Origin of the sequence: Sphingorhabdus contaminans (assembly GCF_007280415.1) — a bacterium.
GTDB classification, from domain to species: domain Bacteria; phylum Pseudomonadota; class Alphaproteobacteria; order Sphingomonadales; family Sphingomonadaceae; genus Sphingorhabdus_B; species Sphingorhabdus_B contaminans.
This window is the reverse complement of the sequence record NZ_VKKU01000001.1, coordinates 1,620,976-1,646,397: the sequence shown is the minus strand read 5'-3', so window position 1 is coordinate 1,646,397 and position 25,422 is coordinate 1,620,976. Positions and strand designations below refer to the sequence as shown.

25 protein-coding genes and 1 pseudogene are annotated in these 25,422 nt (G+C 58.8%); 8 read left to right on the top strand and 18 right to left on the bottom strand.

Features of this window, described 5'->3' with window-relative positions; all coding sequences use genetic code 11:
- Positions 1–153 precede the first annotated feature (153 nt).
- Positions 154–753 carry a fasciclin domain-containing protein gene (locus FOM92_RS07955; protein ID WP_143776198.1) on the top strand — a complete coding sequence of 200 codons (600 nt, stop codon included), beginning with the start codon at positions 154–156 and terminating at the stop codon, positions 751–753.
- 119 nt (positions 754–872) lie between these two features.
- Here the strand turns inward: FOM92_RS07955 and FOM92_RS07950 are convergent, their stop codons facing one another.
- The 9 genes from FOM92_RS07950 to uvrA form a co-directional block, all read right to left on the bottom strand.
- Positions 873–1,202, bottom strand: a complete 330-nt coding sequence (locus FOM92_RS07950) for a hypothetical protein (RefSeq protein WP_143776197.1) — start codon at positions 1,200–1,202, stop codon at positions 873–875.
- Positions 1,203–1,276: 74 nt separating this feature from the next.
- Positions 1,277–2,806, bottom strand: coding sequence for an alkaline phosphatase family protein (locus FOM92_RS07945; protein ID WP_143776196.1), 1,530 nt, complete (start codon positions 2,804–2,806; stop codon positions 1,277–1,279).
- A 263-nt stretch (positions 2,807–3,069) separates the two neighbouring features.
- Positions 3,070–3,270 (bottom strand): hypothetical protein, encoded by a 201-nt coding sequence (locus FOM92_RS07940; protein WP_246087192.1) that lies wholly within the window; start codon positions 3,268–3,270, stop codon positions 3,070–3,072.
- Positions 3,239–3,790: a hypothetical protein gene (locus FOM92_RS07935; protein WP_143776195.1), complete on the bottom strand. Its 552-nt coding sequence runs from the start codon at positions 3,788–3,790 to the stop codon at positions 3,239–3,241. Before FOM92_RS07935 ends, FOM92_RS07940 begins: the two co-directional genes overlap by 32 nt.
- An 82-nt stretch (positions 3,791–3,872) precedes the next feature.
- Positions 3,873–4,745 (bottom strand): thymidylate synthase, encoded by an 873-nt coding sequence (locus tag FOM92_RS07930; protein WP_143776194.1) that lies wholly within the window; start codon positions 4,743–4,745, stop codon positions 3,873–3,875.
- Positions 4,746–4,757: 12 nt separating this feature from the next.
- Positions 4,758–5,525: a dCTP deaminase domain-containing protein gene (locus tag FOM92_RS07925; protein ID WP_143776193.1), complete on the bottom strand. Its 768-nt coding sequence runs from the start codon at positions 5,523–5,525 to the stop codon at positions 4,758–4,760.
- A 104-nt stretch (positions 5,526–5,629) separates the two neighbouring features.
- Entirely contained in the window at positions 5,630–5,929 is a 300-nt protein-coding gene (locus tag FOM92_RS07920; protein WP_211347362.1) for a BrnA antitoxin family protein, read from the bottom strand.
- Entirely contained in the window at positions 5,883–6,164 is a 282-nt protein-coding gene (locus FOM92_RS07915) for a BrnT family toxin (protein ID WP_143776192.1), read from the bottom strand. Before FOM92_RS07915 ends, FOM92_RS07920 begins: the two co-directional genes overlap by 47 nt.
- A 223-nt stretch (positions 6,165–6,387) precedes the next feature.
- Positions 6,388–9,288, bottom strand: a complete 2,901-nt coding sequence (gene uvrA / locus FOM92_RS07910; protein WP_143776191.1) for an excinuclease ABC subunit UvrA — start codon at positions 9,286–9,288, stop codon at positions 6,388–6,390.
- A gap of 191 nt (positions 9,289–9,479) precedes the next feature.
- Between uvrA and FOM92_RS16080 the strand changes: the two are divergent.
- Positions 9,480–10,235: pseudogene (locus FOM92_RS16080) on the top strand (murein L,D-transpeptidase catalytic domain-containing protein); the annotation flags it as partial.
- A gap of 88 nt (positions 10,236–10,323) precedes the next feature.
- Here the strand turns inward: FOM92_RS16080 and FOM92_RS07900 are convergent.
- From FOM92_RS07900 to FOM92_RS07885, 4 genes are all read right to left on the bottom strand, one after another.
- Entirely contained in the window at positions 10,324–10,944 is a 621-nt protein-coding gene (locus FOM92_RS07900; RefSeq protein WP_143776189.1) for a DUF4126 domain-containing protein, read from the bottom strand.
- Between the two features lie 282 nt (positions 10,945–11,226).
- Positions 11,227–11,787 (bottom strand): hypothetical protein, encoded by a 561-nt coding sequence (locus FOM92_RS07895; protein ID WP_143776188.1) that lies wholly within the window; start codon positions 11,785–11,787, stop codon positions 11,227–11,229.
- Between the two features lie 318 nt (positions 11,788–12,105).
- Positions 12,106–13,014 carry a hypothetical protein gene (locus FOM92_RS07890; RefSeq protein ID WP_143776187.1) on the bottom strand — a complete coding sequence of 303 codons (909 nt, stop codon included), beginning with the start codon at positions 13,012–13,014 and terminating at the stop codon, positions 12,106–12,108.
- Complete coding sequence (locus FOM92_RS07885) at positions 13,014–13,613, bottom strand: sigma-70 family RNA polymerase sigma factor (RefSeq protein WP_143776186.1); 600 nt, start codon at positions 13,611–13,613, stop codon at positions 13,014–13,016. Before FOM92_RS07885 ends, FOM92_RS07890 begins: the two co-directional genes overlap by 1 nt.
- A gap of 127 nt (positions 13,614–13,740) precedes the next feature.
- Between FOM92_RS07885 and FOM92_RS07880 the strand changes: the two genes are divergently transcribed.
- From FOM92_RS07880 to FOM92_RS07870, 3 genes are read left to right on the top strand one after another with little or no spacing between them, the layout of a single operon-like run.
- Entirely contained in the window at positions 13,741–14,604 is an 864-nt protein-coding gene (locus FOM92_RS07880) for an autotransporter domain-containing protein (RefSeq protein WP_170226819.1), read from the top strand.
- A 29-nt stretch (positions 14,605–14,633) separates the two neighbouring features.
- Positions 14,634–15,419 (top strand): NUDIX hydrolase, encoded by a 786-nt coding sequence (locus tag FOM92_RS07875; protein ID WP_246087191.1) that lies wholly within the window; start codon positions 14,634–14,636, stop codon positions 15,417–15,419.
- Complete coding sequence (locus FOM92_RS07870) at positions 15,416–16,684, top strand: NupC/NupG family nucleoside CNT transporter (protein ID WP_143776184.1); 1,269 nt, start codon at positions 15,416–15,418, stop codon at positions 16,682–16,684. Before FOM92_RS07875 ends, FOM92_RS07870 begins: the two co-directional genes overlap by 4 nt.
- Here the strand turns inward: FOM92_RS07870 and FOM92_RS07865 are convergent.
- Entirely contained in the window at positions 16,681–16,998 is a 318-nt protein-coding gene (locus FOM92_RS07865; RefSeq protein ID WP_143776183.1) for a 2Fe-2S iron-sulfur cluster-binding protein, read from the bottom strand. The two genes, FOM92_RS07870 and FOM92_RS07865, sit on opposite strands and share 4 nt — an antisense overlap.
- Positions 16,999–17,151: 153 nt before the next feature.
- Here FOM92_RS07865 and trxB point away from each other — a divergent pair, with 153 nt between their 5' ends.
- Positions 17,152–18,111, top strand: a complete 960-nt coding sequence (trxB, locus tag FOM92_RS07860; protein WP_143776182.1) for a thioredoxin-disulfide reductase — start codon at positions 17,152–17,154, stop codon at positions 18,109–18,111.
- Between the two features lie 24 nt (positions 18,112–18,135).
- On the opposite strand, the gene FOM92_RS07855 is transcribed toward trxB, so the two are convergent.
- From FOM92_RS07855 to FOM92_RS07845, 3 genes are all read right to left on the bottom strand, one after another.
- Positions 18,136–20,058, bottom strand: coding sequence for an OPT family oligopeptide transporter (locus tag FOM92_RS07855; protein WP_143776181.1), 1,923 nt, complete (start codon positions 20,056–20,058; stop codon positions 18,136–18,138).
- A 47-nt stretch (positions 20,059–20,105) separates the two neighbouring features.
- Positions 20,106–20,642 (bottom strand): DUF4199 domain-containing protein, encoded by a 537-nt coding sequence (locus FOM92_RS07850; protein WP_143776180.1) that lies wholly within the window; start codon positions 20,640–20,642, stop codon positions 20,106–20,108.
- Between the two features lie 100 nt (positions 20,643–20,742).
- Positions 20,743–21,198, bottom strand: a complete 456-nt coding sequence (locus FOM92_RS07845) for a response regulator transcription factor (protein ID WP_211347361.1) — start codon at positions 21,196–21,198, stop codon at positions 20,743–20,745.
- Positions 21,199–21,264: 66 nt separating this feature from the next.
- Here FOM92_RS07845 and FOM92_RS07840 point away from each other — a divergent pair, with 66 nt between their 5' ends.
- On the top strand, positions 21,265–22,437 hold the full coding sequence (locus FOM92_RS07840; RefSeq protein WP_143776179.1) for a M48 family metallopeptidase: 1,173 nt from the start codon (positions 21,265–21,267) through the stop codon (positions 22,435–22,437).
- Here FOM92_RS07840 and FOM92_RS07835 read toward each other — a convergent pair.
- A complete protein-coding gene (locus tag FOM92_RS07835; protein ID WP_143776178.1) occupies positions 22,434–24,506 on the bottom strand; it encodes a malate synthase G in 2,073 nt (690 codons plus the stop codon). The genes FOM92_RS07840 and FOM92_RS07835 overlap by 4 nt on opposite strands.
- 110 nt (positions 24,507–24,616) lie before the next feature.
- Here FOM92_RS07835 and FOM92_RS07830 point away from each other — a divergent pair, with 110 nt between their 5' ends.
- Positions 24,617–25,402, top strand: coding sequence for a class I mannose-6-phosphate isomerase (locus tag FOM92_RS07830; RefSeq protein WP_143776177.1), 786 nt, complete (start codon positions 24,617–24,619; stop codon positions 25,400–25,402).
- The last annotated feature ends 20 nt before the right edge of the window (positions 25,403–25,422 follow it).

The following is a 25,422-nucleotide window of genomic DNA, read 5'->3' as shown; positions in this document are numbered from 1 at the left end:
CGCCGCTGCGGGGTGGTGCAAGTTGTCTGATGCCGGGCCGGCTTTCGATGAACCGGTTTGCCGAGGCGACTTTTTGTTGGGGCCGATGCAACCTTTTGCCCTGTGGCAGGGTTATGACCGCCCGAGGGACAAGCCTTTTTAAAGGAACCAGTTATGAAAAGCATGAAAATCGCGCTTATCTCCACCATGTCCGCCCTGTCGCTGGCGGCCTGTTCGAGCGAGACGCCGGCTGATCCGGTTGCTGCCGATACCGAGGTTGTCCAGAACGAGACGGCTGGCGACACCATGGTGGCGCAGGCCCCGGTCGGTGACCAGACCATCGTCGGCTTGGCCCAGAACAACCCGCAGGCTTCGACGCTTGTTTCGGCCCTGACCGCGGCCGGTCTGGTCGAAACCCTGAACGGTGCGGGTCCGTTCACCGTCTTTGCCCCCAGCAATGATGCCTTTGCCAAGGTCGACAAGGCCACATTGGACGGCCTGATGAAGCCGGAAAGCAAGGGCAAGCTGGGCGATATCCTGAAATATCATGTCGTTTCCGGAAATCTGAAGTCCGGCGACATTGCCCAACTGATCACCGCCGCCAAAGGCATGGCCAGCATCAAGACGCTCAACGGCGGCAGCCTGAAGGCCAGCATGGACGGCGACAAGATCATCCTGACCGATGCCAAGGGCAACAAGTCCACGGTGACCGGCGCCGACATGATCGGATCGAACGGCACTATCCATGTCGTCGATACCGTCGTCATGCCCTGAGTTTTCTAGGCTCTCCTTTTCAAGGGGAGCCTGAAAATACAGCCCTTCCATTCCCCCTAGCAGGTCGGAAGGGCCTAAAGACCCCCGTCCGGAGAGTCCTCCCCTCCGGGCGGGGGTTTCTATGTGCCGACAGGGTTCAGTTTAACAGGTCCCATCTCCTTCAGACATTCGCGCACCTGGGTCAAATCCTCCGCGCTGGTGGGCGGATTTGCCACCAGATCCTGAACGCTCTTGCCGTCCAGCACCTTGTCGGCGGCACAGTCGCAGACCTGGTTGAGGTCGACCGTGACCCCCTCGGGTATCTGCCCTTCGGCCGTGGCGGTGCAGGTCGCGACCAGTTGTTCGCGCACCGTCGTTTTGACGCTTTCGTCGAGCACGCCCCCTTCACCGCAGGCGGCAAGGGACAGGGCAAGGCAGGGGAGCAGTATCAGGGAATATGTTCGCATCATTCTCAACTTTCCTTCACAGGCTCCAAACCCATGCAAAGAATTGGGGTCCGCTCCACCGACTTACAAGCCCCCGCCTAAAGACCCAGCGCCGCGCGCAGGATGTGGAATATCGTGTTCTGCTCGATCGTCCCCTTGAACAGATGCGCCTTCGGCCCCGCCGCCCGCGCCACGACATCCTCGCCGCCATGCGTTTCGGACGACAGCCCGACCAGCGATTGCTGGCGGTAGTTCAGCGCCTCGGTATCCTCCTTCGACGGGTCCGCCCGCTCCGCCGCCGACACCGCGCCGGGGCCGTTGGCATAGCCAAGCGTCGTATAGGCCTTGCCATCCTTCGCCAGCGTCGGCGTGCCAATGGGCGCGGCCACCACACCCAGAATCGGATTGCCCCGTTCGGGATAGCCCGACATGGTGAAGGTGTGGCTATGGTCCGACGTCACGACAATCAGCGTATCGGACAGATCGACACTCTCCATTGCCGCCTTCAACGCGGCGTTCAGCGCCACCGTATCCTGCAACGCGCGTCGGGCATTGCCGGCATGGTGGGCATGGTCGATGCGCCCGGCCTCGACCATCAGGACATAGCCCTTTCGGTTCTTCGACAGCATCGCAATCGCCTTGCGCGTCATATCGGCCAGCGATGGCTCCTTCTCCCCCGCCGCGGTCCGGTCGGCCTCAAACTGCATATGCGATGGTTCGAACAGGCCGAGCAGCTTGGTCGATTTCTGCACATCGACCGCGTTGAAACTGTCGCTGTTCCACACATAGGCGGCCTTGGGATTGGCGGCCTGCCACACGGCGGCGAGGTCCTTGCCATCGGCGCGCAGCCCCTTGAACGCCGGATATTCGGGATCGACCGTAGCGGCGGGCAGGAAATGCGCCCGTCCACCGCCCAGCATGACGTCAAGGCCATTGCCATGTGGCCATTCGACCATCTGCCGCGCAATATCGGTGCAGCCTGCGGCCTTTGCGGCCTCGGGCATACGCGAATCCACCTCCCAATCGCGCTGCGCGACATGGGCATAGGTGGAGGCAGGGGTGGCGTGGGTAATGGTCGCGGTGGTGACAACGCCGGTGGCATAGCCCTTGTCCTCCGCCATTTCGAACAGCGACGGCACCTTGAACGGCGCGGTGGCCGCACAGTCATTTTCAACCGCCTCCGGCCCGACACCGATCACGCCATTTTTGGTTTTGACCCCGGCGACCAGAGCGGTGGCGGTCGGCGCGCTGTCGGCGACTTGTGCGTCATGGGAATAGGTTTTGACCAAAGCGGTGTGGGGCAGGCGGTCCATTTGCACAACAAAGGATTCCCCGTCGACGCCCTGCTGCTGCCCTTCGAATATGCGTCCGGCGGTCAGCGTGCTGATGCCCATGCCGTCGCCGATAAACAGGATGATATTGCGCGCCTTGCGGTTATTGGGCTTGTCCGCCTGCAGGCGTTTCAGTTCCTCCTGTCCCGCCTTTAAATAGCCTTCGCTGGTGGCGACCGGCGGCTTGGCCGGTGCGGACGCAGGGGGCAGAGCGGGGGAGGGCGCCGTCTGGGCCAAAACCGGAGCCGCCGCCACGATCAGGCCAAGGCCGAGCAACAGGGAAGATGGGTGACGCATGAAACTCTCCTTCAACAAACCCGCGCGGCGTCGCAGAAGAAGATGACGCCCGCATGACATGTCGTTGCTTAGACGGGTCCCATGACCTTGGCGAGGGGCGCAGAGATAAAGATACAAAAGACACGCAAAACGGGTGCGAAAATGTATCCTTTGTTGCTTTAAATTAAGAGCGGGGGAGGCGGGGGAGCGAAGCGACGGAACAGAGGCGCGCGCAGTCATGCGGGGAGGGTGGCAGGGGATTGCCTACATTTCAATGGGGGTGGTTACCAGTTCCCGCCCGCGTCTTTGATTGCCTTCAGCAGTGCCTTTTTGCTCTCTGTCCGGTTTTTGCCGCTGTTGCGGGCCAGCTCCGGATTGCCGAGTTCTGCGCGGCGTTTGGACAAGGCGTCGCTGAACACCGGGAAGTCTACGCGACGTCCGGTCCACTTCTCTTCAGCTTTCAAGCGCTTCGATGCCATAGTCATTTATCGTTTCTTCGCGGATACGCCGGTCCAGATACACTTTATCGAGCGATGGGTGAAGCCTGTATAATGTCTGCGCCTGCTGCAGCCTGTCGCGTGCCGTTCCCGATGCATATTGGCCCATGCGGTCGGCAATCAGATCTTCGACCGAGATCACGGCGAACGCGCCTTCGTCGGTGAAATTCTCGATCAACGCCAGCGTGTCGCGGTCATAGCCGCCGTCCATGGGAACATCCGCAACAACTTCAAAGCCGAGCCTAAGTTCGGGGTGAATCCAGCCCTTGGTCATCTGTCCGGCGCCCGACGGCTTTACGAACCCGACCTTCTGCATTTCCGCTTCAAGCGCTTCTTGCCGTGGCGTACACAGATCGAAGTCGCCGGTGTTGATCGCACTTTGCGAATAAAACTCCGCCGCCGCGCCGCCGACGAGGATGGGACGTTGAAAGCCGAGTTCATGCATAGCCTCACTCACCCGCGCAAAAAGGCGCAGCGCGGCTTCGAATTCGGGGCGATATGCGGTCATGAGGGAAGTGTGGCCGATTGGGAACGGGTTGAGAAGGGGGTTTGGTTTACGCAGTGCGCCGTTCGGTAGCTGATCGGTTACCTTAAGCTGCAACAGCGTCGTTCGCACGAAGTCGCCGTTGCTTGAAATTAGTCAAATGCTGTAGCAGCGAAGCCCAATAGGGAGCGAATGAATCCAGCTTCGTTTCTCTTCCTTCGCGAATGGCGAGTTCTGCCGCTAAGAAATCGGGAAGTTGATCCAAATCTGTCATTCTTGGCATCGTAGACCGATTACTCTCCCGATTATATTGGGAGCTGATAGCAGCGATGTTTCGCTCATACACATGAAGAGACCCCACGAAATGGGTGTAAGCACCGACGTCCACTCCCAACTCAAGCGCCATAACTTCCTGCATCATCGTAAAGAGAAAAACGTCATACGGCAGACCAAGGTAAATGTCGTTGCTGCGCATGTTTGCTACCAGTGATAGCCTTGCTTCCCTGATTAAAAATTGCATCGTTGTAAGGCATGATTTGTCTCGGGTAGTCAGATCGGATTCATCTAAAACATCAAATGTAATTACTGCTCGTCGGCTATCTTTATCGTTGCGCAATAGCGACTTGCAACGATCCCAAGAGCTATCGCCATGAATTCTCGAAAATGCCTTGTTTCCGTAGCAACTGCCACGAACGGTTATTCCATCGTCCGAGAAACTGGACCAAGCATCTGCATAATAGGACAGGGCTTCAACTGAATTGTCTCCGCGCATATGCCAGCAAAACTCGCCGATTGCCAATGGAAGACTCCAGCGACGATCAGGAAATCCGACAATCCTTGCTCGTGGATTTGTCAAAGAAAAGTTGTATCCGATGACTTCAAGCGTGCTCATACCTCGAGGACTTGTGGCTGAGCCGCTGCCGATGCAGGATTGCGCGGTAGCTTTCAAAACATCATTTATGTGTTCAAACTGGCTCATTATCTAAATCCACTATTTATCCGCGCGACCATTAGCAACGGCCATGTTGCGGAGCTTCATTTCCCGAATTTCAGTTCGCATTTCGTCTATTTCAGCATCACGAATTTTGAGATCGGCTTTCAGCTTTTCGCTGATCTGCTGCTCTACAGAGGTTCTTGGCTCCACCCAGCTGCGCATAAAAGTGACCATGCTATAATTCGCAAGGAGCGATGCAAAGGTAACAATAAAGGCAACGCCAGCCACAAACCCTAAGGCTTTCATGGTATACCCTTTTACAAGACCATCTGCAATTTCATCCACATTTAAAAATGTGTTTCCAAACCGTCCTGCAATTTTCTGTTTTTTCTCATTAATATACGCAGTGTCGTCTGCTCTTTTGCTTTCAGCAACATTTTGAGTATCGTCCAGCGCAACGTAATGCGTCCGAAGAAACACATCCCCCTCGGCTAACCTAAAGGGTACTTTGCTGAAATTAAGCAGAAAGCTGGATATGGGGCCCTCATATCCCGGATCGATTATACCTATGTTGAGTGCAAGCATCCCGTTAGTGGAAAGGCCTGTCTTTACCGTAGCGAATCCGGAGATGTTATCAGGCAAAATTATCCGTTCTTTCGAAATAATTTCGACCAATCCTTGTGGAGGTACGGTATAACTTGTTGCTTCTTCGCCATCAGGCTTGATTATTTTACCTGCACGTAAATCATAGCTTGTTTTTCTATAGCAGTTTTCATCACCATGCTGGATGATTTTTCGGGCGTCTATTTGTTTTCCTGTAAGCATCTCATGTAAGCCTTAGCTGAATATTGGGCAAATATTGTGGACGATTGCGCAAGATGTTTTTGATGATTATTCGGAATGATGCGTTGCCATAGTTCCAAAGCTGCCTAAATCCCCGCCGCCTTGCGCAGCGCCTCGTTAATCCGCGACTGCCATCCTTTGCCGCTCGCGCGGAAGCGGTCGATTAGGTCGGCATCGAGGCGCAATGTTACTTGCTTCTTGGGCGCGTCGCCAATTGGCGGACGGCCGATCGGGCGGATGCCGTCTTTGGTTAGGACGCCGGTTGCGGGACGAATGACCTTGTTGCCGATGCGGATTTCGCCTGCATCGAACATTTCATCGGTCCATTCGGGTGCGTCATCAGGATCGACCCAATTGCTCTCCAAATTTGGCTTGTTCTCGATCATTGCACTTCCTCATCGAAATGACATGTCGCGCATCACCGCGCGCTGTCCAGACCACCATCACCATCCAGTCGTTCAACAAACCATAGGTTTGAAACCGCTCCTCAACATACTCGAAGCGTTCGTCCGTCAGGGTTATAGTGATCCCTGCAAAAACTAGCGCCGCATCTGTGGTGAAATCGAAGCCACGTTCGGCTAACGTGATTTCGCGCTTGAGCTGGTCGAACGTGATTTTCACTTTATGTAACTACATAAGTAGGGAAAGTCAATATTGGCATTTTGTTTCCCTCCTTCTTTGTGCCTTCGTGTCTTTGTGTGGGACCAAATTGGCGCTCGGTTTCGGCAGGGCCGGGCTTTGACTTTGCGCGCGACCGATAGGGCGGAACCCCTCACCAACTACGCCTAGGTGCAAGCACCAGGGCTTTGTATCCTCTCTCACAAGGTGCGAGGTTGTTGCGTCACTACTCCCGCCCCAACATCGGCTTCAAATAATGCCCCGTATAACTCGCGGGCACCTTCACCACATCCTCCGGCGTTCCTTCGGCGACAATCTCGCCGCCCTTGACGCCGCCCTCCGGCCCCAGATCGATAATCCAGTCCGCCGTCTTGATGACGTCGAGATTATGTTCGATCACCACCACGCTGTTGCCCTGTTCGACCAGGCGGTGGAGGACCTCCAGCAATTTGCGGACATCTTCGAAATGGAGGCCGGTGGTGGGCTCGTCCAATATGTAGAGTGTCTGGCCGGTGGAGCGGCGGCTGAGTTCCTTGGCGAGTTTGACGCGCTGCGCTTCGCCGCCCGATAGGGTCGTCGCCTGCTGCCCCACCTTGACATAGCCGAGGCCGACTTCGGCAAGCATCATCATCTTGTCGCGGATGGGCGGGACGGCCTTGAACACCTCCACCGCATCCTCCACCGTCATGTCGAGCACGTCGGCGATGGACAGGCCCTTCCACTTCACCTCCAGCGTTTCGCGGTTGTAACGTTTGCCGTTACATTCCTCGCACGTCACATAGACGTCGGGCAGGAAGTGCATCTCGATCTTGATCAGGCCGTCGCCGCTACAGGTTTCGCAGCGGCCGCCCTTTACGTTGAAGCTGAACCGGCCGGGCTTGTACCCGCGCGCTTCGGATTCAGGCAATCCCGCGAACCAGTCGCGGATATTGGTGAAGGCGCCGGTATAGGTGGCAGGGTTGCTGCGCGGGGTGCGGCCGATGGGCGACTGGTCGATGTCGATCACCTTGTCGCAATGTTCGAGGCCGGTCACCTTGTCATGCGCGCCCGCAATAACGCGCGCGCCGTTCAGCGCGCGGGCGGCAGAGGCGTAGAGCGTGTCGATGGTGAAGCTGGACTTGCCTGACCCCGACACACCGGTGATGCAGGTGAAGGTGCCGAGCGGAATGCTGGCGGTCACATTTTTAAGGTTGTTGGCGCGCGCGCCATGAACGGTCAGCTTCTTCTTGTTGCCCTTGCGCCGTGTCTTGGGCACCGCAATCTCGCGCGTGCCGTTCAGATAGTCGGCGGTCAGGCTGCCCTTGGCCTTCAATATCTGGTCCAGCGTCCCTTCGGCCATGACGGTGCCGCCATGCACCCCGGCGCCGGGGCCAAGGTCGACCACCCAGTCGGCGGTGCGGATGGCGTCTTCGTCATGTTCGACGACGATGACCGTGTTGCCCAGATCGCGCAGGCGGCGCAGCGTGGCCAGCAGGCGGTCATTATCCTTCTGGTGCAGGCCGATGCTGGGTTCGTCGAGCACATAGAGCACGCCCGACAGGCCCGATCCGATCTGGCTGGCGAGGCGGATACGCTGGCTTTCGCCGCCGCTCAACGTGCCCGATGTGCGGTCGAGGTTGAGATAATCGAGCCCGACATTGTTGAGGAATCCCAGCCGTTCGTTGATTTCCTTGAGGATGGCCTTGGCGATCTGCTGCTGCTGGTTGGTCAGCGTGTCGTTGACGCTGGCGAACCAGTTCACGGCGTCGGCGACGCTCATTCGTGTGGGGACGGAGATATCGACGCCGGCGATCTTGACCGACAGCGCCTCCGGCTTCAGACGCGCGCCGTGGCAGGTTTCGCACGGTTGCGCGGTCTGGTATTTGGAAAGCTCCTCGCGCATCCATGCGCTGTCGGTTTGCAGCAGGCGGCGGTTGAGGTTGCCGATGACGCCCTCGAACGCCTTGCGCACCGTATATTCCTTGCGCCCGTCCTTGAATGTCAGCTCGACCGGCATCCCGCCGGTGCCGTGCAGGATGATCAGCTTCTGTTCGGGCAGCAGCTCTTCCCACGGGGTATCGAGGCTGAAACCATAGGCCTTCGCCAGACTGGCGAGCACCTGCATATAATAGGGGCTGGGCGGGTTGGACTTTGCCCAGGGCACGATCGCCCCTTTTTTCAGACTGAGATGTTCGTTGGGGACGACCAGTTGCGGGTCGAACTCCTGCCGCTCGCCAAGCCCGTCGCATTCGGGGCAGGCGCCCTGCGGCGCGTTGAAGGAGAAGAGGCGCGGGGCGATTTCGGCGATGGTAAAGCCGCTGACCGGGCAGGCGAATTTCTCGCTGAACACGATGCGGTTGGCGGGCAGGCCAGTGCCTTTCATGGAGCCGGTGGTCGCCGTCTCATCCTCCCGCCCCGGAACAACGCCATCGGCGAGATCGACAAAGGCGAGGCCATCGGCAAGCTTTAACGCCGCCTCGAAACTTTCGGCCAGACGTTGCTGTATGCCGTCCTTTACGACGATGCGGTCGACCACGACTTCGATGTCATGCTTGTATTTCTTGTCGAGTGCGGGGGCTTCTTCGATGGGGTAAAATTCGCCGTCGATGCGCACGCGGGTGTAGCCGGAGCGCTGCCACTCGGCCAGTTCCTTGCGGTATTCGCCCTTGCGGCCCTGCACCACGGGCGCGAGCAGGAAGGCGCGGGTGCCTTCGGGCAGGGCCATGACGCGGTCGACCATCTGGCTGACGGTCTGGGCGGTGATCGGCAGGCCCGTGGCGGGCGAATAGGGAACGCCGACGCGCGCCCAGAGCAGGCGCATATAGTCGTAAATCTCGGTCACGGTGGCGACCGTGGAGCGCGGGTTGCGGCTCGTCGTCTTCTGCTCGATGGAGATGGCAGGGGACAGGCCCTCGATATGCTCGACATCGGGTTTCTGCATCATCTCCAGAAACTGGCGCGCATAGGCGGAGAGGGACTCCACATAGCGGCGCTGCCCCTCGGCATAGATGGTGTCAAAGGCCAGCGACGACTTGCCCGACCCCGACAGGCCCGTAATGACGATCAGCTTGTCCCGCGGCAGGTCGATATCGACGCCCTTGAGATTATGCTCGCGCGCACCGCGCACCTTGATATGGGTGAGTGACATGGGGCCAGTTGTTCCAGATTTGTTCTAATTGCGCAAGAGGGCGCGTGTCCTTCGAGATGGCCTGTGTTGCGTCCCATTTCAAGGCAGGGTTTTTCCCAAGCTTGCGAAATCTCGCAATTGCAGCATAATGGAACGAAATAATGGTCGCAACGTTGGGCTAATGGGCTTTTGGGCAGGGCTTGGGCAGACGCATGACTCGGTACAGCATCTTGCGGAAATATATTGCGGTGACGTGCGCACTGGCCGCATCGCCGTGCTTGGCGCAGGAAGCCGCGCCGCCCATCGTGTTCCAGAGCGGCACCGGCAACGCCCCCGTCGCGCAGCCCGTCTATGTCAAACCCCCGCGCGCCGAGATCAGCTGCGATACGCTGACCCTTGCCGAGCGGGCCATCGGCTTTGGCTATTATAGCGAGTTCGAGTTGCCGCGGCAGCGTCTGGATCCCGGGCTGTTTTCCGCCGCGGTGTCGAAATTCCGCGAACATCATTGCAGCTTTGGACGCAGCAGCGGCCCTGCGGTCATCGTTATCGTCGACTTCGCCCGGCACAGCAGCGAACCGCGCCTTTACCGCGTCGACCTGCGCAGCGGTGAGGGGCTGGACAGCCCGATCCGCGTGGCGCACGGCATTGGCTCCGATCCCGACGACGACGGCTATGCCAGCGTGTTCAGCAATGTGCAGGACAGCCTGACCTCGTCACTCGGCGCGGCGCGGGGCGGGGAGCGTTATGTGGGCATCAACGGCCTGTCCCTGCGGCTCGACGGGCTGGAGCCCAGCAACAACCAGATGCGCGCCCGCGACATTGTCGTGCACAGCTACACCCCCGAACGCCGCCGCTATTTCAACGCCGACCTGATCGCCGCGCGGGGCCGCCCGGGGTCGAGCGAAGGCTGTTTCGTGGTGGAACCGGACAAGCGGGAATGGATATTGGAAACGCTGGAAAATGGCGGTTTCCTCTACGCCGGCTTTAGCGGCAAGTTACCGCAACCCATTGTGCCGGTGGCCAACCCCAATGTCATCTTTGCCCGGGGAACGGGAACTAGTCCTGCGGCGGCCCCTGCGATTCCTGCTGCGCCACCGGTTTCGGAAATAGCCGCCGGAACGCCCGGTAGCCCGCCCACAAACCCCATATCGCCAGAGCCAGCAGCGTCAGGGCGATAAGCAGCGCCGCAATCGGATTGGCAAAGGCAAGGACGAGCAACCCGCCCGTTGCGACATCCTCGACACTGGACACCACAATATTGCTGAACGGTTCGGGACTGGTGTTGACCGCCGCCCGTGCACTGGCCTTTGTCGCATGGCTGGCAAAGGCAGCTCCGCCACCCAAGAGGAAGGCGATTACCTGCCATGTGGGATCCGAGCTGTCGACAATCGCCAGCGCCAGAAGCGCCCCGCCCACGGGCCGGACCAGCGTGTGTATGCCGTCCCAGATGGAATCGAGCCACGCAATCTTGTCGGCAAAAAACTCCGCCACCGCGCCCAGTGCGCTGATCCCCAAAATCCAGGGATTGGCGAGAATATCAAGCATCTGGAGATTTTCGGGCAACGGCACGATATCGAAATGCATTGCCAGGCCGGTTGCAAATATGGTGAGGTAAAAACGCCACCCCGACAGCAGGCTCAGGCTGGCGGCGAGTCCCAATAATTCGATGATGCCCATTTTGTCCTCCGGCCCTTGCGTGCCGCAAAAGGTGGCACGTCTTGGATGCATGTGCAATTTTTATACACCACCGGCACATTCCCAAAAAGGGTGGGGAGCAGGGATGTGGAGGCCCGCATCACTGCTCCCCATAGGGTGCCCGGGCGATTTTGGGGTCGCATGCCCGGGCGGGGGGACGGGCTTGCCGCGCGCCCTGAGTGCGGACAGGCGCGCGGCAAACTGGAAGGGTCAGCTTTTACTGTCGGGGCCAGCCCCTTCTGGGACTGTCCCCGGCATCGCGGCTTAGTTGCCGCCGCGCTTCAGGGCTTTGCCCGGACGGATCGGAAGAGCCTTTTTCGGACGGAAATCCTGCGCGCGTGTTACGTTCACATCGCGGGTAACCTGGCCATTGGCGCGGTTCACATTGCTGGTGCGGTTATAGACCTGTTCGCCATCGCGCAGAACGGTGCGGCCGGTTTCACGGCCTGTTTCGGTCTTGCGGCCAAAGGCGTCATATTCATAGCTGCGGCCCTGCTTGTCGACGGCGGAACCGGTGGTGGTGAAGCCGTCCTCGGTACGGACGCGGTCATATTCATAGGAACGGGTCTTGCCGTTGAAGCCGGTCTGCGATCCGCTACCGCTGACACCATCTTCGGTTTTCGTCCGTTCGCGGTGATGCGTTGCTGTCGCACCGTCGCTGGCACGGGTTGCGGTGGCATCAACGGTCAGATTGCCATTGTCGCGGGTCACGGTTTTCGTTGCGGTGCCCTTGGGCTTTTCAATGGTGACCGTCTTACTGGTCTGGGCATTGGCCGATGCGGCAAAGGCAAGGGCGGCGAGAGGAAGTGCAATAAGATATTTCATGTTCATTCTCCAGTTTTCGAGGGGAGGGAGAATTTCCCCGCTCCTGAAACTGAAACGCATGAGGCTCGGAAACCCTTCGAAATTTTTTTGGAATTATTGTTCGGGAAAAAAAGGCGGGTTATTCCCTCTCTCCTTTAGGGGAGAGGATACGGAGCCTTGGCCGTGAGGCCTAGGCGGAGTTGGAGAGGGGCAGCGACGGCGAGGTTCGTGCCCGACCTCCCCCTCTCCACTTCGTCTAATGGCTAAAGCCATAAGACTGCGTACCTCTCCCCTGAAGGGGAGAGGCGAGTTAGGCTCCGTTCTTAATGCCCATCACCCTCACTGCGCACGCCGTTGCTGGCGCAATTGCCGGCGTTCGCGCAATGCGTTGCGAAGCGCGGCGCGCTGTTCCGGGCTGGCGGTGCGCAGACGTTCACGAAGGACTTCGACCTGCTCTTCGGTCAGCTTGCCCGCAGCAAGAGCAGGTGCAGCGTCTTCTTGTACAGCCACTTGCTCCTCATCCCCGGTCGATGGCGTGGTCACCGCAAGCGGTTCGGCGGTGCCCCTATCGGTGGTGGCAACAGCGCTGTTGCGCCGTTCAAGCCTTTGCTCCCGGCGCTCTGCAATCGCCTGGCGCACGGCGGCTTTGGTGGCGGGATCGGCGTTGCGTGCCATTTCACGAACGGCGGCGCGTGCTTCCTGGCGGGTAACTTCGCCGCTGCGGACCATGGTACGGACTTCGCGGCCCGCAACCGCCATCTTTTGTCTGGGCGTCAGTTCGGCAAAACGCGGATCTTCGCGCAAGGCGGTCAGGCGCGATGTCACGGCGGCACTTCCCTGTGGTTGTCCTTCCACAACAGGCGTTACAATTTCCGTTTGCGGGGTCTGCTCCGCAATCAAAGCGGGTCTTGGTTGTGGCCGCGGTGCCGGTGCGTCAACAATCTCCGCCTTGACCAGAGCTTCGGTGATGCCCGGCAAATATACCGGATGGCCGAATACGCCTGCGGCTGCAGCAGTCGCGGTCGCGAGCGAAAATAACGCAACGGAACCGACAATCCGGCTCGTCCGTCGCCACGGGCTTGGCGTCCGCCGACGTGCCGGTAGCTCGGGCATGGCCGTCGCAACAGTTCCCGTGTCACCGCTGGCAATGCGGGCCATCAGACGGTCGGAAAATCCGGCGGGTGCAGGCGGAACGGTATAGCTGTTCAACGCCTTTTCCATTTCGGGCGAGTATGCGGGTTCAGTCATTATCCTGCCCTCCCTTGTGCAACGACGCCCTTGCGTTCGACACAGCCCTTCAGACTGGACCGCGCCCGGAACAGCAGCGATTCAAAAGCCTTCAATTGCATATCCAGAGTTTCCGCTGCGCCTTGATTGGGCTGCTCTTCATAATAGGTCAGGATGACGGCGGCGCGCTGCCGGTCGGGCAGGGTCTCGATGCAGTCCTTCACGGCCTGTCCGGTCTCCACCGCCTCGATTTGGCGATCGGCCAGCGGCGTTTCATCCTCGCGCTCGGGTACCTCTTCGTCGCTGGCAAAGCGTTTGCGCCGCAGCCGGTCGAGGCACTGATTGACGGTGACCTTCTTTAGCCAGGGCGCAATACCCGGACCACCAGCTTTCCAGCGATCCGCGTGATTCCAGAGTTTTAGGAGTGATTCCTGTGCAACATCCTCAGCTTCGGTAGCGTCACCCAGCATCCGGTAGGCGACGCGCCAGACCATATTGGCGTGGCGATCACTGGCCAGCCGCATGGCACCATGATCCCTGGCGGCAATTCGGGCCACCAGCTCGTCATCATTTTCCTGCGTCAACTTGATCGCTTGCTGCATCATTTCGTCACTCATCATAATGCGGTTCACATGCTTTACGTATATAAAGCAAAAACCCTTCGAAAAAATTTCGAAGGTTTTTCATTTATCGTTCGTTGAATGCGCACCAGCCCCGGAAACGGGGCGATTCAACAGGAGGCAGTTTATGAAAATCTTGATTATCGGCCTGTGCGCCGCAGCAAGCCTGATACCCTTGACGCAGGCCCATGCCGGGGATGACAAGGATTGGCGGGCATCGTTAAATGCGGGCGTGACCGTATATTCGCAGGATGAGGACCCGCAATTTGCGAGTCTGTCGCTCGCCCGCGAATTTGAACAGGGCTTTATCCAGCTGTCCGTGTCCGCCGTACGTGGCGGGGTGACGCAAGGTGTCTTGAATGCTGTGCCGGTGAACAGCGAAACCATATCGCTGTCCGGTGGCCGCAGCTTTGGCGACTTCAGCATCGACGGCTATATCGCATTGGGTCAGCGCCGCTTCGACACCGAAATATTCGAGCGCCTTGGCCGCCGCGTGACGATCAACAGCGATGGTTCGAGCTTCGCCATCGGTGGCGGAATGAGCTATGATGTCATGCTGGGCGAGACGATCATTGCGTCACCCTTTCTGGCGGTGGATTATGACCGGATCGACATTGGACGCGCAGTCACCTTGCCCGCCGGTGAAGTAACGACCGTCAAATCCCGCGAAGACGGTGTAACCGGTACGGCTGGTATATCTCTTCAGAAATTGTTCGGGCCCGAGGCGCAGCACAGCTTCGGCGTGAATGCGGCCTTTGTTGCCACGTCGAACAGCAGCGCGACACGCTCGGGAACGGGAAGCGGGACCATCAGCCGCATTGTCGCCGCACGCAATGTGCCGGGGCAAAGCGATGAATGGGCAGAAGTTGGCGCAAATGCCTCTTTTGCGCTTTCACCAGATGTCAGCCTCAACCTGAATGCCAACCGCACGCTGGGATTTGCAGGGCCCGAAGCAACTAGTTTAATCGCCGGATTAAGTTTCCGCTTCTAACTGTAACGAAAGCATGCTTTTGTGACGGCATGAACGCCGACACGACAGAAGAACCTTTAGCCACGCCCGCCGCCACGATGGTGATTTTCCGCGAGAACCCGTCGGGCGGCGCGCCGCTTTTGCTGATGGTTGAGCGGATAAAGGCGATGGCTTTTGCGGGCGGAGCGGCGGTGTTCCCCGGCGGCAAGGTAGACGCCGCCGATTTCGACTATGCCGAGATGCTGGGCGGCCCTTTGCCCTTGGATGAGGCAGCGGCGCGGCTTGCGGCCATAAGGGAAACGATTGAGGAAGCAGGTTTAGCCCTCGGCCTGTCGGGCGTTTCTGACCCCGCCGATTGTGGTGATGCCCGCGCGGCTCTGCACGACGGGGAAAGCTTGCAGGCAATTTGCGCACGCCATGGCTGGACGCCGGACTTTGATCGTCTGGTGCCCTGGTCGCGCTGGCGTCCTCCGGCGTTCGAGCGGGCCAGCCGCGTTTTCGATACCCGCTTTTACCTCGCCGATGCAGGCGCGACGGCACCGATTGCGACTGTGGACCATACGGAAAATCGCGCGCTGTTCTGGGCAACGGCGGCAGAGGTTCTCGAAAAGGCGGACCGTGGTGAGGTCATGATTATCTTTCCCACGCGGCGGAATCTCGAACGGCTCGCGCTGTTCGGCACTTTCGATGCGGCAGCGCATCACGCTGCCGAGCATCCGGTGACCATGGTCCAGACCTATATCGACAAGCGCGCGGACGGCACCTGGTTGTGCATACCGGATGGCCATGGCTATCCGGTTCTGGGTGAACCGATGGAAGGAGCCTTGCGCGGATGATTGCTGTCCTGCAGCAATTGCAAGGGCTGATCGGAATCGCGCTGGTTGTGCTCATCGCATGGGCGGTATCGGAAAATCGCAAGGCATTTCCGGGTTGGCGCTGGGTTGGCGGGGCGCTTTTGCTACAAATCATCATCGCGCTGCTGATCGTGCGCGTCCCCTTTGTGTGGGATGTCGTGATGCTTGCCAATTATGCGGTGCTGGCAATTGAAAAGGCGACCTTGGTCGGTTCATCTTATATGTTCGGCTATACAGGCGGCGGGGATCTGCCCTTTGTCCTGAAGGACGGTGTGCAGCCTCCGCTGATCATTGCCTTCCAGATATTGCCGCTCGTCATCGTATTTTCCGCGCTCTCCGCTTTGTTGTGGCACTGGAAGATTTTGTCGCTCATCGTGCGAGGGCTGAGTTGGGCGCTGCGTAAGACCATGGGCGTCAGCGGCGTTGTCGGGCTAAGTGCGGGGGCCAATATCTTCCTCGGCGTTGTCGAGGCGCCGTTGGTGGTGCGGGCTTATTTTGAAAAAATGAGCCGGAGCGAGCTGTTTGCCGTCATGGTCCTTGCGATGGCGACGATCTCGGGTGCGATCCTGATCCTCTACGCCCAGACGTTATCGAAAACAGTGCCGGACGCTGTCGGGCACATGATTTCGGCATCGCTCATCGTCCTGCCAGCCTCCATTTTGATCGCCCGGCTGATGGTTCCGGGTGATGGCGACACCGCGATGGACCCGGACGACACCAGCCTGAAATATGAAAGCAGTATCGACGCCGTCATCACCGGCACGATGGATGGCGTGCAGTTGTTTCTGGCTGTCATCGGCGTCATCATCGTGGTCTTCGCGCTTGTCGCGCTGGTGGACCAGATGCTGACGGTCCTGCCGCTGGTCGATGGTGCCCCGATCACGTTGCGGCGCTTCTTCGGCTGGATATTTGCGCCGCTGATGTGGGCGATCGGCGTTCCATGGCAGGATGCGGGCATGGCGGGGGGACTGATGGGGACGAAAGCCATATTGAACGAATATGTGGCTTATCTGGATATGGCGGCCCTGTCCGAAGGAGCGCTTGGCGTGCGCAGCAAGCTGATCGTCACTTATGCCCTGTGCGGTTTTGCCAATCTTGCGAGCGTAGGTCTGCTGGTGTCGACCATCGGCACACTTTGCCCGGCACGCCGCGCCGAGGCGTCGTCGCTGGGGATGAAAAGCTGGCTGGCGGGCAACCTCGCCTCCCTTATGACGGGGGCGATGATCGGGCTGGTAACGGCGGTTTAGTCTTCCGGCGCGATGGTGACGATCAGGCCGTCGAGAGCATCGCTGACAGGAATCTGGCACGATAGGCGCGATGTTTCGTTGCGGTGATCGGTGCTGTCGAGCAAGTCATTCTCGTCTTCGCCCATTTGCGGCAGCTTGTCGACAAAGGCTGGATCGATATGCACATGGCAGGTCGCGCAGGAGCAGCAACCGCCGCACAGAGCGAGCAATTCATCAAAGCCGTTGTCGCGGATCACTTCCATCAACGGCAAACCATTTTCCGCCTCTACTTCGCGGCCTTCGCCATTGCGTGAGATTACGGTGACTTTGGCCATGAAAATGCTCCCTGAAGCTTGTTACGCGCCGCCTGATAAGTGGACGGCGCGTTAAAGTGAAGCCCTAATTTATGGGGATAAGTAGGGCGCCCCCCTTGGCCAGCGGAGTTGGGGCGCTTATGTCCCGCTCCAACAGAATCAGAAAGCGCATCCATGACCGACAATCGCCACGTTCCCGTCATCATCATCGGTTCCGGCCCCGCAGGCTATACTGCCGCCGTCTACGCCGCGCGCGCCAATCTGACGCCGATGATCGTCACCGGCGTGGAAATCGGCGGACAGTTGATGACAACGACGGAAGTCGACAACTGGCCGGGCGACGATGCGGGCGTCATGGGCCCGGAACTGATGGAGCGGATGCGCAAGCATGCCGAACGTTTCGGAACGCGGATCGAGAATGACCATATCGAAAAGGTCGATTTTTCCAAACGGCCCTTTACCCTGACGGGCGGAGCAGGGGACTACACCGCGGATGCCGTGATCATCGCAACAGGTGCCAGCGCCCAATATCTCGGCCTTCCGAGCGAGAGCGCATTCATGGGTAAGGGCGTGTCGGCCTGTGCCACCTGCGACGGCTTTTTCTACCGCAACAAGCCGGTGGCGGTGATTGGCGGCGGGAATACGGCGGTGGAAGAGGCGCTTTATCTCGCCAACATTGCCAGCCATGTGACCCTGGTCCACCGCCGCGACAAGCTGAAGGCGGAAAAGATCCTTCAGGACCGGCTTTTCGCCCGCGAGGCGGAGGGGAAGGTGACGATCAAGTGGAACCACACGCTTGACGAAGTGCTCGGCGACGCGATGGGTGTGACGGGTATGCGTATTGCCGCAACCGATGGCAGCGGTACCGAAGATATCGAACTGCATGGCGTCTTTATCGCCATCGGGCATAAGCCCAATACCGGCATATTCGAAGGGCATCTCGATATGGCCGGCGGCTATATCAAGGTGCGCGGCGGTGCCGAGGGGCAGGCGACGGAAACAAGCGTGCCGGGCGTCTTTGCCTGCGGCGACGTCATGGACCACATCTATCGCCAGGCGGTGACAAGCGCGGGAACCGGATGCATGGCGGCCCTCGACGCCGAACGTTTTCTGGACGGTCTCGACCCGGCCTGACCCGCGGCGCGACAGGGCTCGGGGTTATGCGGCCTCGCGCCTTGTGCGGTTGTAGATCCACCACAAAATCCCGACAAACAGGATGGCGCCGCCATATTCGGCGATAGGCGCAAAGCCTTCGCCGACGACGGCCAGCGGCGCATCGCTGCCACTGCCCGCGACGATTCCGGCAAAGGCCACGCCGAACAGGCTTTCTCCGACGATCAGGCCCGTTGCGGCAAGGACGCCCATGCGTTTGGCGGCTTCCGGATCCCGACGCGCCTCGGCCCATTTGTCGTAATAATGGCCGAGCACGGTACCGACGACGATCAGGAATGTCAGTGCCATCGGCAGATACACACCCATCCCCACGCCTAGAGGCGGCAGACGGCGTTTACCCGCCTTGCCCAGCAGTTCGTCCAGAACAATCACAGCCACCCCGATCAGCGCACCAAGGCCGAGCAGGGGCCAATCAAGATCACCGCCAAGCACGCCCTTCGCCAGCGCCGAAATGAGCAGGGCCTGCGGCGCGGCAAGCGCATTCTCGCCAGCGCCTACGCTGCCGGCAAAACCAAAGGCGTTGTTCAGCAAATCGAGCACCGGCGGAATGGCAAGGCTGCCGAACAGCACACCGATCACCAGCGCAATTTGTTGCCGCCATGGCGTCGCACCGACAATCTGCCCGGTTTTCAAATCCTGCAAATTGTCGTTGGAAATGGTCGCGATTCCGAACACGATTGCCGTCGCGAAGAGAGCATAAGCGATCATCGCGCTGGTTTCGTCGGGTGTACCACCCCGGCCGAAAAAGCCGAGCAGCATCAGTGACGCGCCAACCACGGCCAATATCCCTACGCCGGAGATGGGGCTGTTCGACGCACCAATCAGACCGGCCATATAACCGCAGACCGACGCGATCACCACGCCCGCCAACAGGATATAGAGGATAGTAAGGCCAATCATGGGTGCGGCCATTCCGGCAAGCGGTGTGGCGCCCAAAAATTGCCAGAGCAAAAAGGCGATGGGTATCAACGTGGCGACGATAATGGCGCCGACCAGTTTGATTGGAATATCGCGTTCGGTCAAAGCAAGACTATCGCCCGCCGAACGGGCGGCAGATGCGGCCATGGCGCCTTTAAGGCCTTGCACAATCGGGCCGATGATCTTGAGCAATGTCCAGATTGCGGCGACGCCAATGGTGCCTGCGCCGATAAATCGGGCTTTTTCGCGGAACACCGACCCGGCGATCTCCGCCGCGTCCGCGCCTGCGACACCCTGGCTGAAATAGGGAACCAGCCCGAGCCAGCTAATTGCCATACCCAACAGCATCGCCAGTCCCACCGAAAGCCCGACCAGATGGCCAACCCCGACCAGAGCCAGGCTGAGCGAAGTGGAAGCGCCTGTCGCCCCGGCCCCTATTTTGAAATAGCGGGCGATTTCCCCAGCCACGAGCTTCATGGAAATCAGCAGCGAAACACACGCCGACAGAAGCGCATTGACCAAGATGGTAGCAAGGCCACGCTTGTTTTCTGCAGACCCCGATCCTTCGGCCGATCCGACGATCAGAACTTCGGCAGCCGCCTTTCCTTCGGGATAGGGAAGGTCCGAACCGGTAACGAGTGCACGGCGCAGAGGGACGGAAAACATCACACCCAATATCCCGCCGGTCGCGCAGACCGCGGCGGTCGTCAGGAAGGGAAAGCCCTGCCAGTATCCCAATATCACCAAGCCCGGCAGCACGAAGATAATGGCCGATAAAGTTCCCGCCGCGCTGGCGATGGTTTGCACGATGTTGTTTTCAAGAATGGTGCCGCCCGGCAACAAACGCAAAATGGCCATCGAAATCACGGCGGCGGGAATAGATGTCGCAAAGGTCAATCCGGCCTTGAGCCCCAAATAAACATTTGCTGCGGTAAACAGCAAAGTGATGAGGCCGCCCAAAATGACGGACCGGATCGTTAATTCACGCATATTTGTATCTCCCGATACAGCGGACTGTATCGGAAAACACTTTTAAATCAAGCAGTAGCCACCTTTGAAGGAAGGAAACGGCTGTTGCGTAACAAAATGGCGGATATCAGTGGCATAAGCACGGCGATTGGCGATATTTCCGTAAAGGTAACGGCCATCCGGCTGAACGGGTTGGCATAGAGCGCACGGAAACTGTCCATTTCGCGAGCCATGGCAGCGAGTTCCGCAGCAGTCTTGCCCTGGCTTTTCGCCTGTTCAAGCGTTGCGTTGATATACTCATCCATGAACGTGTAGTTGGTGAGGTATAGATAAAGCTCCCAGGCGGCGACGTAAAACAGCGACGCAATGAACGCGATCGCAAAGCCGACTCCCAACGCGCGCCAGAATCGAATGATACCGCCCAATTCGCTGTCGCGATAACGCTTCACTCCGATAAAGACGAAGGACAGCGCGATGATCATGGATGAAAATCCGGCGACCATGCCGCCGGTGCCGCCTTCGGGAAAAAGCATCATTGCGACACGCATAAGTATTGCAACGGTCACGCCAGCGATCACGCCGTAAACGAGGATAATCCGACCCATAAAATATCTCCCTATTGGTAATGGATGCCCGAAATTTGTGGGCCGGACAATCGGCGAAAGATATCGCCCAAATGGGTGATTTGGCTGATATCACCCTATTTCAGGGCAATATATCGAGTTCCCGCGCGCGGCTAATTGCCTGGGTACGGCTGGCGACTTCCAATTTTTCATAAAGACGCGCGACATGGGTTTTGACGGTATTGGGGGAAATGTCGAGGCGGCGGGCTATCACCTTGTTGGCATGCCCGGCGGACAGCATTTCCAGCACCTCCACCTCACGGGCACTGATCCCCAGCGAAGCGATGGCAGCTTCGTTTCGGGCAAATGCTTCGCGGGGTCTGGCGGTCAGGCGGTTCCCGATCCAGATGCCCAGAAGGACAAAAATGATGGCGATACAGGCAACGTAAAACTCAAAGGACCAGTGCTGTACGCTTCGTTTAAAGTCGAGCCATTCCAGCAGGAATGCAAACGCCGCAAGCGCTAAGCCATAAAGGACCACCAACCTCCACATTGTAACAAATAAACCATGCCATTGCCCTTGGCGCAAGACATCCATGCAATACGTCTTGCGCAGTCCTGCTGTATCATCTAGCTAATACAGCGAAAGAGAGGGACGTTGAAAATGGCATTTGATCCGGCGGTAGAAACCGCACGCTATATTGATAGCCTGGGGCCAGAAGCCCTGCAAAAGGCGGCAAATTACACAACAGGTACCCATTGGCTCATGTTGGGTGGTTTGCTGGTGACCGCGCTGGTGACATGGATCATCGTTCGTTCGCGTCTGCTGGACCGATTGTCGACCCGCTTGCAAAATAATGGCTGGGGTTTGCGTGCATGGGCGATCTGCACATCATTCTTTTTTCTTTCGGCGCTGATCAGCCTGCCATGGGGGATTTACGAAGAATGGGGATTTGAGCGCAGCTACGGCCGGACAAGCCAGCCTTTGGGCGATTTTCTCGCGCAAGATGCCATCGGTATCCTGTTGTCGAGCGTGCTTGGTGGCTTATTCTTCCTTGGCGTTTACGCCCTGATCCGGCGCACCGGGAAAAGTTGGTGGCTATGGTCGGGTGGGCTGACCGCGTTTGCGGCGGCGGCGACCATATTGCTTTCGCCCGTGCTGATCGAACCGATGTTCAACGAATATAAACCGGTGCCTGAAGGTCCGGTGCGGACCGCGCTTCTCGAAATGGCGGACGAGGCCAATATTCCGCACGACCGCGTGCTGATGTTCGATGGGTCGCGGCAATCCAACAATTTTACCGCCAATGTGTCCGGGGTCTTCGGTTCGGCGCGGATTGCCATATCCGATGTCGCTATGAAGCAGGCGTCGCTCGATGAGGTTAAAGCCGTCACCGGTCACGAGATCGGCCATTATGTGCTGGGCCATGTATGGCGGATTGTGTTTCTTTTTGCGGGCCTGGCAATGGTCGGATTCTTCCTTGCCGACCGGCTTTTCGGCCGTGTCGCCAGCCTGTTTGGCAGTCAGGCACAGGTCAGCGATCCTGAAGGACTACCCATATTGCTGTTCATTGTTTCGGTACTGGGCCTGTTGGCCCAACCGGTATTGAACAGTGTGACGCGCATTGGTGAAAGCGAGGCCGACGCCTATTCGCTGCGCACCGTCAACCTGCCCGATGCGCTTGCAGGGGCGTTGGTGAAGACCGCGGAATATCGTTATCCGCGGCCTTCGGCATTCGAAGAAATTGCCTTTTATTCGCACCCGTCGGTTGAACGGCGTGTGCGCCGTGCAATGGACTGGAAAGCGGATCAGTTGAAGAAAAAGCCGGCGTCTTAAGCGGCGGCTTTTTTCTCCAACCGGAATTTGTGCAGCAACGGCTCGGTATAGCCGTTCGGTTGCTGCACACCTTCGAAAATGAGCGCGCGGGCAGCTTTGAACGCGATGCTGTCCGGTGTCAGCTTTTCGTAAAGCGGATCACCGGCATTTTGCGCGTCTACCTTGGCCGCCATCTTCGTCAGCGCGGCATCGACCTGCGCCTCGGTCGCGATCCCATGCAGCAGCCAGTTTGCAATATGCTGCGATGAGATGCGCAAGGTCGCGCGATCTTCCATCAGGCCGATATCATGGATGTCGGGCACCTTGGAACAACCGACGCCCTGGTCAATCCAGCGGACAACATAACCCAAAATTCCCTGGGCATTGTTCTCCAATTCCTGAGTCACATCCTCATCCGACCAATTATGGCCAACAGGCGCAACGGGGATGGTCAGGAGCGGATCGAGCCCCGGTGTTGGTTCGGTGGCAAGCTCGGCCTGCCGACCGAAGACGTCGAACTGATGGTAGTGCATCGCGTGCAAGGTCGCGGCGGTGGGCGATGGGACCCAAGCGGTATTGGCACCCGCCTTGGGATGGCCGATTTTTTGCGCCATCATGTCCTTCATCATGTCGGGCGCGGCCCACATGCCCTTGCCGATCTGTGCCTTGCCCGAAAGGCCGCATGCCAGGCCGATCTGCACATTGCGTGCCTCATAGGCCTGGATCCAGCTCGATGTTTTCATGTCGGCCTTGCGGATCATCGGGCCGGCCTGCATCGCTGTATGCATTTCGTCGCCGGTCCGGTCGAGGAAGCCTGTGTTGATGAATACGATGCGGTCACGCACGGCATGGATACAGGCGGCCAGATTGGCGCTGATCCGGCGCTCCTCGTCCATCACGCCGACCTTGATGGTATGGCGCGCAAGGCCGAAGATATCCTCGACGGCGTCGAACAGGGCGTTTGTCAGTGCGGCTTCTTCCGGGCCGTGCATCTTGGGTTTGACGATGTAGATGGACCCGGCCCGACTGTTGCGGTGGGTGCCAAGACCCTTCAGGTCATGGAGGGCGCACAGGGATGTAAAGAGCGCATCCAATATGCCTTCGGGCGCTTCCCCGCCATCGGCGAGCAGCACGGCAGGGTTGGTCATCAAATGTCCGACATTACGGACAAACATCAGGCTGCGGCCGGGCAGGGTAAGACCGTCATAAACGCGGTCCGTATCCAGAGCGCGGGTCAGCGTGCGGCCGCCTTTTTCGAAAGATGCCACAAGGTCGCCCCGCATCAGGCCCAGCCAGTTACTATAGGCCGCAACCTTGTCGGCGGCATCAACGGCGGCCACCGAATCTTCCAGATCGATGATGGTGGTCAACGCCGCTTCCAGAATAACATCCGCGATGCCCAAGGCATCGGTCGCGCCGATCGGATGCGAAGGGTCGACCAGGATTTCGATATGCAGGCCATTTTGTTTGAACAGATAACGCGTCGTCTCGCCGGTGACCGCTTTAGTGACATAATGCGGTGATGTTCCGCCGGCCAGAACGGCTTCCCAACCGGGAATGGTGTCGTTCAAAAAGCTCCGCGCATAGGCAATAACCGCTTCACCGCGCCTGGCGTCATAACCGCCCGGCTGCGCAGGGGCGGCATCCAGCACGTCGGTGCCATAAAGTGCGTCATACAGGCTGCCCCAGCGGGCATTTGCAGCGTTCAGGACGAAACGGTCGTTGAGCGACGGCACCACCAGCTGCGGCCCCGCCATGGTCGCGATTTCGGCGTCCACATTCTGTGTGCCCACAGTGAAAGGCGCAGGCTCGGGAACGAGATAGCCGATCTCTTTCAGAAAGCCCTGATACCCCTGCATGTCGGCTATGGGGCCGGGATGGGCGCGATGCCATGCGTCGATCTTTGCCTGCAATTCGTCCCGCTTTGCGAGCAGGGCCCTGTTCTGCGGGACAAATTGGCTGAGGATAGTGGCGAGGCCTTGCCACAGCCCGTCCGCCGTTATGCCGGTACCTTCAATGGCACGGCTTTCCACGAAATGCGCGAGTTCCTCTGCGATCTGCAGGCCTGCGCGGGGTACATATTGAGTCATTTTTGGCTCCAGTGTGAACATTGGTGCCCGGGGAGAGTTTTGTTGTTGGCAACGCCCTAGCCGGACTTTCGGCGGTGCAAAAGCGGAAAATTACTGTTAGGCGAAAAGAGATGAAATTGAAGAAACATATGGTCGAAAAACCATGGGGTCGTACCGACATTCCTGCTGCGTTCGGGGAAATGGGTGGGCGGCGCATTGGCGAAGTCTGGTTCGAAGGCGACCCGTCTGCGCCATTTCCTCTCTTGATAAAGTGGTTGTTCACTTCGGAAAAGCTCTCGATCCAGGTGCATCCGAATGATGCACAGGCCCAGGCGCGGGGTCAGGCTTCGGGTAAGGAAGAATGCTGGTTCATCGTGCATGCAGAGCCGGGTGCGGTTCTGGGAATTGGAACCGTTAGGCCACTCAACGGCGCGGAACTGCGGGCGGCCAGCGAATCTGGCGAAATAGAGCAGTTGATGGACTGGAAGCCGGTGAAGGCCGGCGATTTCTTCTACATCCCTGCCGGCACGGTCCATGCGATCGGAGCCGGGATTACCTTGATCGAAGTGCAGCAATTTGCTGATATCACCTACCGTCTCTACGACTATGGCCGCCCGCGTGCATTGCATCTGGATGATGGCATAGATGTATCGAGGGCGGAGCCCTATGCCGACGCCCGATCTGGTAATGTCGGCGCAGGTCCGCTCATCATCGACAGTGAATTCTTCCATCTGCGCCATGTAACCGGAGCGGACCAGTTGGCGGGGGTGCCGACCGATCGAGAGCTGGCATTGATACCGGTTGGAGGGGAAGTGTCTGTCGATGACGAAGCTGCACTTGCCGGAGATTGTTTTGTGTTCTCAACACGACCCCAAATCACTTTTGGCGAAGGTGCACAGCTTCTTATTGCGTGGTGATTTTTCCCGCCAAAAACCTC

What these genes read in the sequence shown, in the direction of transcription:
- FOM92_RS07875 (WP_246087191.1), top strand. Translation starts at nt 14,634, where the DNA reads ATGAACGCCGACACGACAGAAGAACCTTTAGCCACGCCCGCCGCCACG.
- FOM92_RS07940 (WP_246087192.1), bottom strand. Translation starts at nt 3,270, where the DNA reads ATGACTATGGCATCGAAGCGCTTGAAAGCTGAAGAGAAGTGGACCGGA.
- uvrA (WP_143776191.1), bottom strand. Translation starts at nt 9,288, where the DNA reads ATGTCACTCACCCATATCAAGGTGCGCGGTGCGCGCGAGCATAATCTC.
- FOM92_RS07880 (WP_170226819.1), top strand. Translation starts at nt 13,741, where the DNA reads ATGAAAATCTTGATTATCGGCCTGTGCGCCGCAGCAAGCCTGATACCC.
- FOM92_RS07840 (WP_143776179.1), top strand. Translation starts at nt 21,265, where the DNA reads ATGGCATTTGATCCGGCGGTAGAAACCGCACGCTATATTGATAGCCTG.
- FOM92_RS07945 (WP_143776196.1), bottom strand. Translation starts at nt 2,806, where the DNA reads ATGCGTCACCCATCTTCCCTGTTGCTCGGCCTTGGCCTGATCGTGGCG.
- FOM92_RS07865 (WP_143776183.1), bottom strand. Translation starts at nt 16,998, where the DNA reads ATGGCCAAAGTCACCGTAATCTCACGCAATGGCGAAGGCCGCGAAGTA.
- FOM92_RS07920 (WP_211347362.1), bottom strand. Translation starts at nt 5,929, where the DNA reads ATGATCGAGAACAAGCCAAATTTGGAGAGCAATTGGGTCGATCCTGAT.
- FOM92_RS07900 (WP_143776189.1), bottom strand. Translation starts at nt 10,944, where the DNA reads ATGGGCATCATCGAATTATTGGGACTCGCCGCCAGCCTGAGCCTGCTG.
- FOM92_RS07890 (WP_143776187.1), bottom strand. Translation starts at nt 13,014, where the DNA reads ATGACTGAACCCGCATACTCGCCCGAAATGGAAAAGGCGTTGAACAGC.
- FOM92_RS07895 (WP_143776188.1), bottom strand. Translation starts at nt 11,787, where the DNA reads ATGAAATATCTTATTGCACTTCCTCTCGCCGCCCTTGCCTTTGCCGCA.
- trxB (WP_143776182.1), top strand. Translation starts at nt 17,152, where the DNA reads ATGACCGACAATCGCCACGTTCCCGTCATCATCATCGGTTCCGGCCCC.
- FOM92_RS07885 (WP_143776186.1), bottom strand. Translation starts at nt 13,613, where the DNA reads ATGATGAGTGACGAAATGATGCAGCAAGCGATCAAGTTGACGCAGGAA.
- FOM92_RS07845 (WP_211347361.1), bottom strand. Translation starts at nt 21,198, where the DNA reads ATGGATGTCTTGCGCCAAGGGCAATGGCATGGTTTATTTGTTACAATG.
- FOM92_RS07855 (WP_143776181.1), bottom strand. Translation starts at nt 20,058, where the DNA reads ATGCGTGAATTAACGATCCGGTCCGTCATTTTGGGCGGCCTCATCACT.
- FOM92_RS07925 (WP_143776193.1), bottom strand. Translation starts at nt 5,525, where the DNA reads ATGCTTACAGGAAAACAAATAGACGCCCGAAAAATCATCCAGCATGGT.
- FOM92_RS07955 (WP_143776198.1), top strand. Translation starts at nt 154, where the DNA reads ATGAAAAGCATGAAAATCGCGCTTATCTCCACCATGTCCGCCCTGTCG.
- FOM92_RS07930 (WP_143776194.1), bottom strand. Translation starts at nt 4,745, where the DNA reads ATGAGCCAGTTTGAACACATAAATGATGTTTTGAAAGCTACCGCGCAA.
- FOM92_RS07870 (WP_143776184.1), top strand. Translation starts at nt 15,416, where the DNA reads ATGATTGCTGTCCTGCAGCAATTGCAAGGGCTGATCGGAATCGCGCTG.
- FOM92_RS07935 (WP_143776195.1), bottom strand. Translation starts at nt 3,790, where the DNA reads ATGACCGCATATCGCCCCGAATTCGAAGCCGCGCTGCGCCTTTTTGCG.
- FOM92_RS07850 (WP_143776180.1), bottom strand. Translation starts at nt 20,642, where the DNA reads ATGGGTCGGATTATCCTCGTTTACGGCGTGATCGCTGGCGTGACCGTT.
- FOM92_RS07835 (WP_143776178.1), bottom strand. Translation starts at nt 24,506, where the DNA reads ATGACTCAATATGTACCCCGCGCAGGCCTGCAGATCGCAGAGGAACTC.
- FOM92_RS07950 (WP_143776197.1), bottom strand. Translation starts at nt 1,202, where the DNA reads ATGATGCGAACATATTCCCTGATACTGCTCCCCTGCCTTGCCCTGTCC.
- FOM92_RS07830 (WP_143776177.1), top strand. Translation starts at nt 24,617, where the DNA reads ATGAAATTGAAGAAACATATGGTCGAAAAACCATGGGGTCGTACCGAC.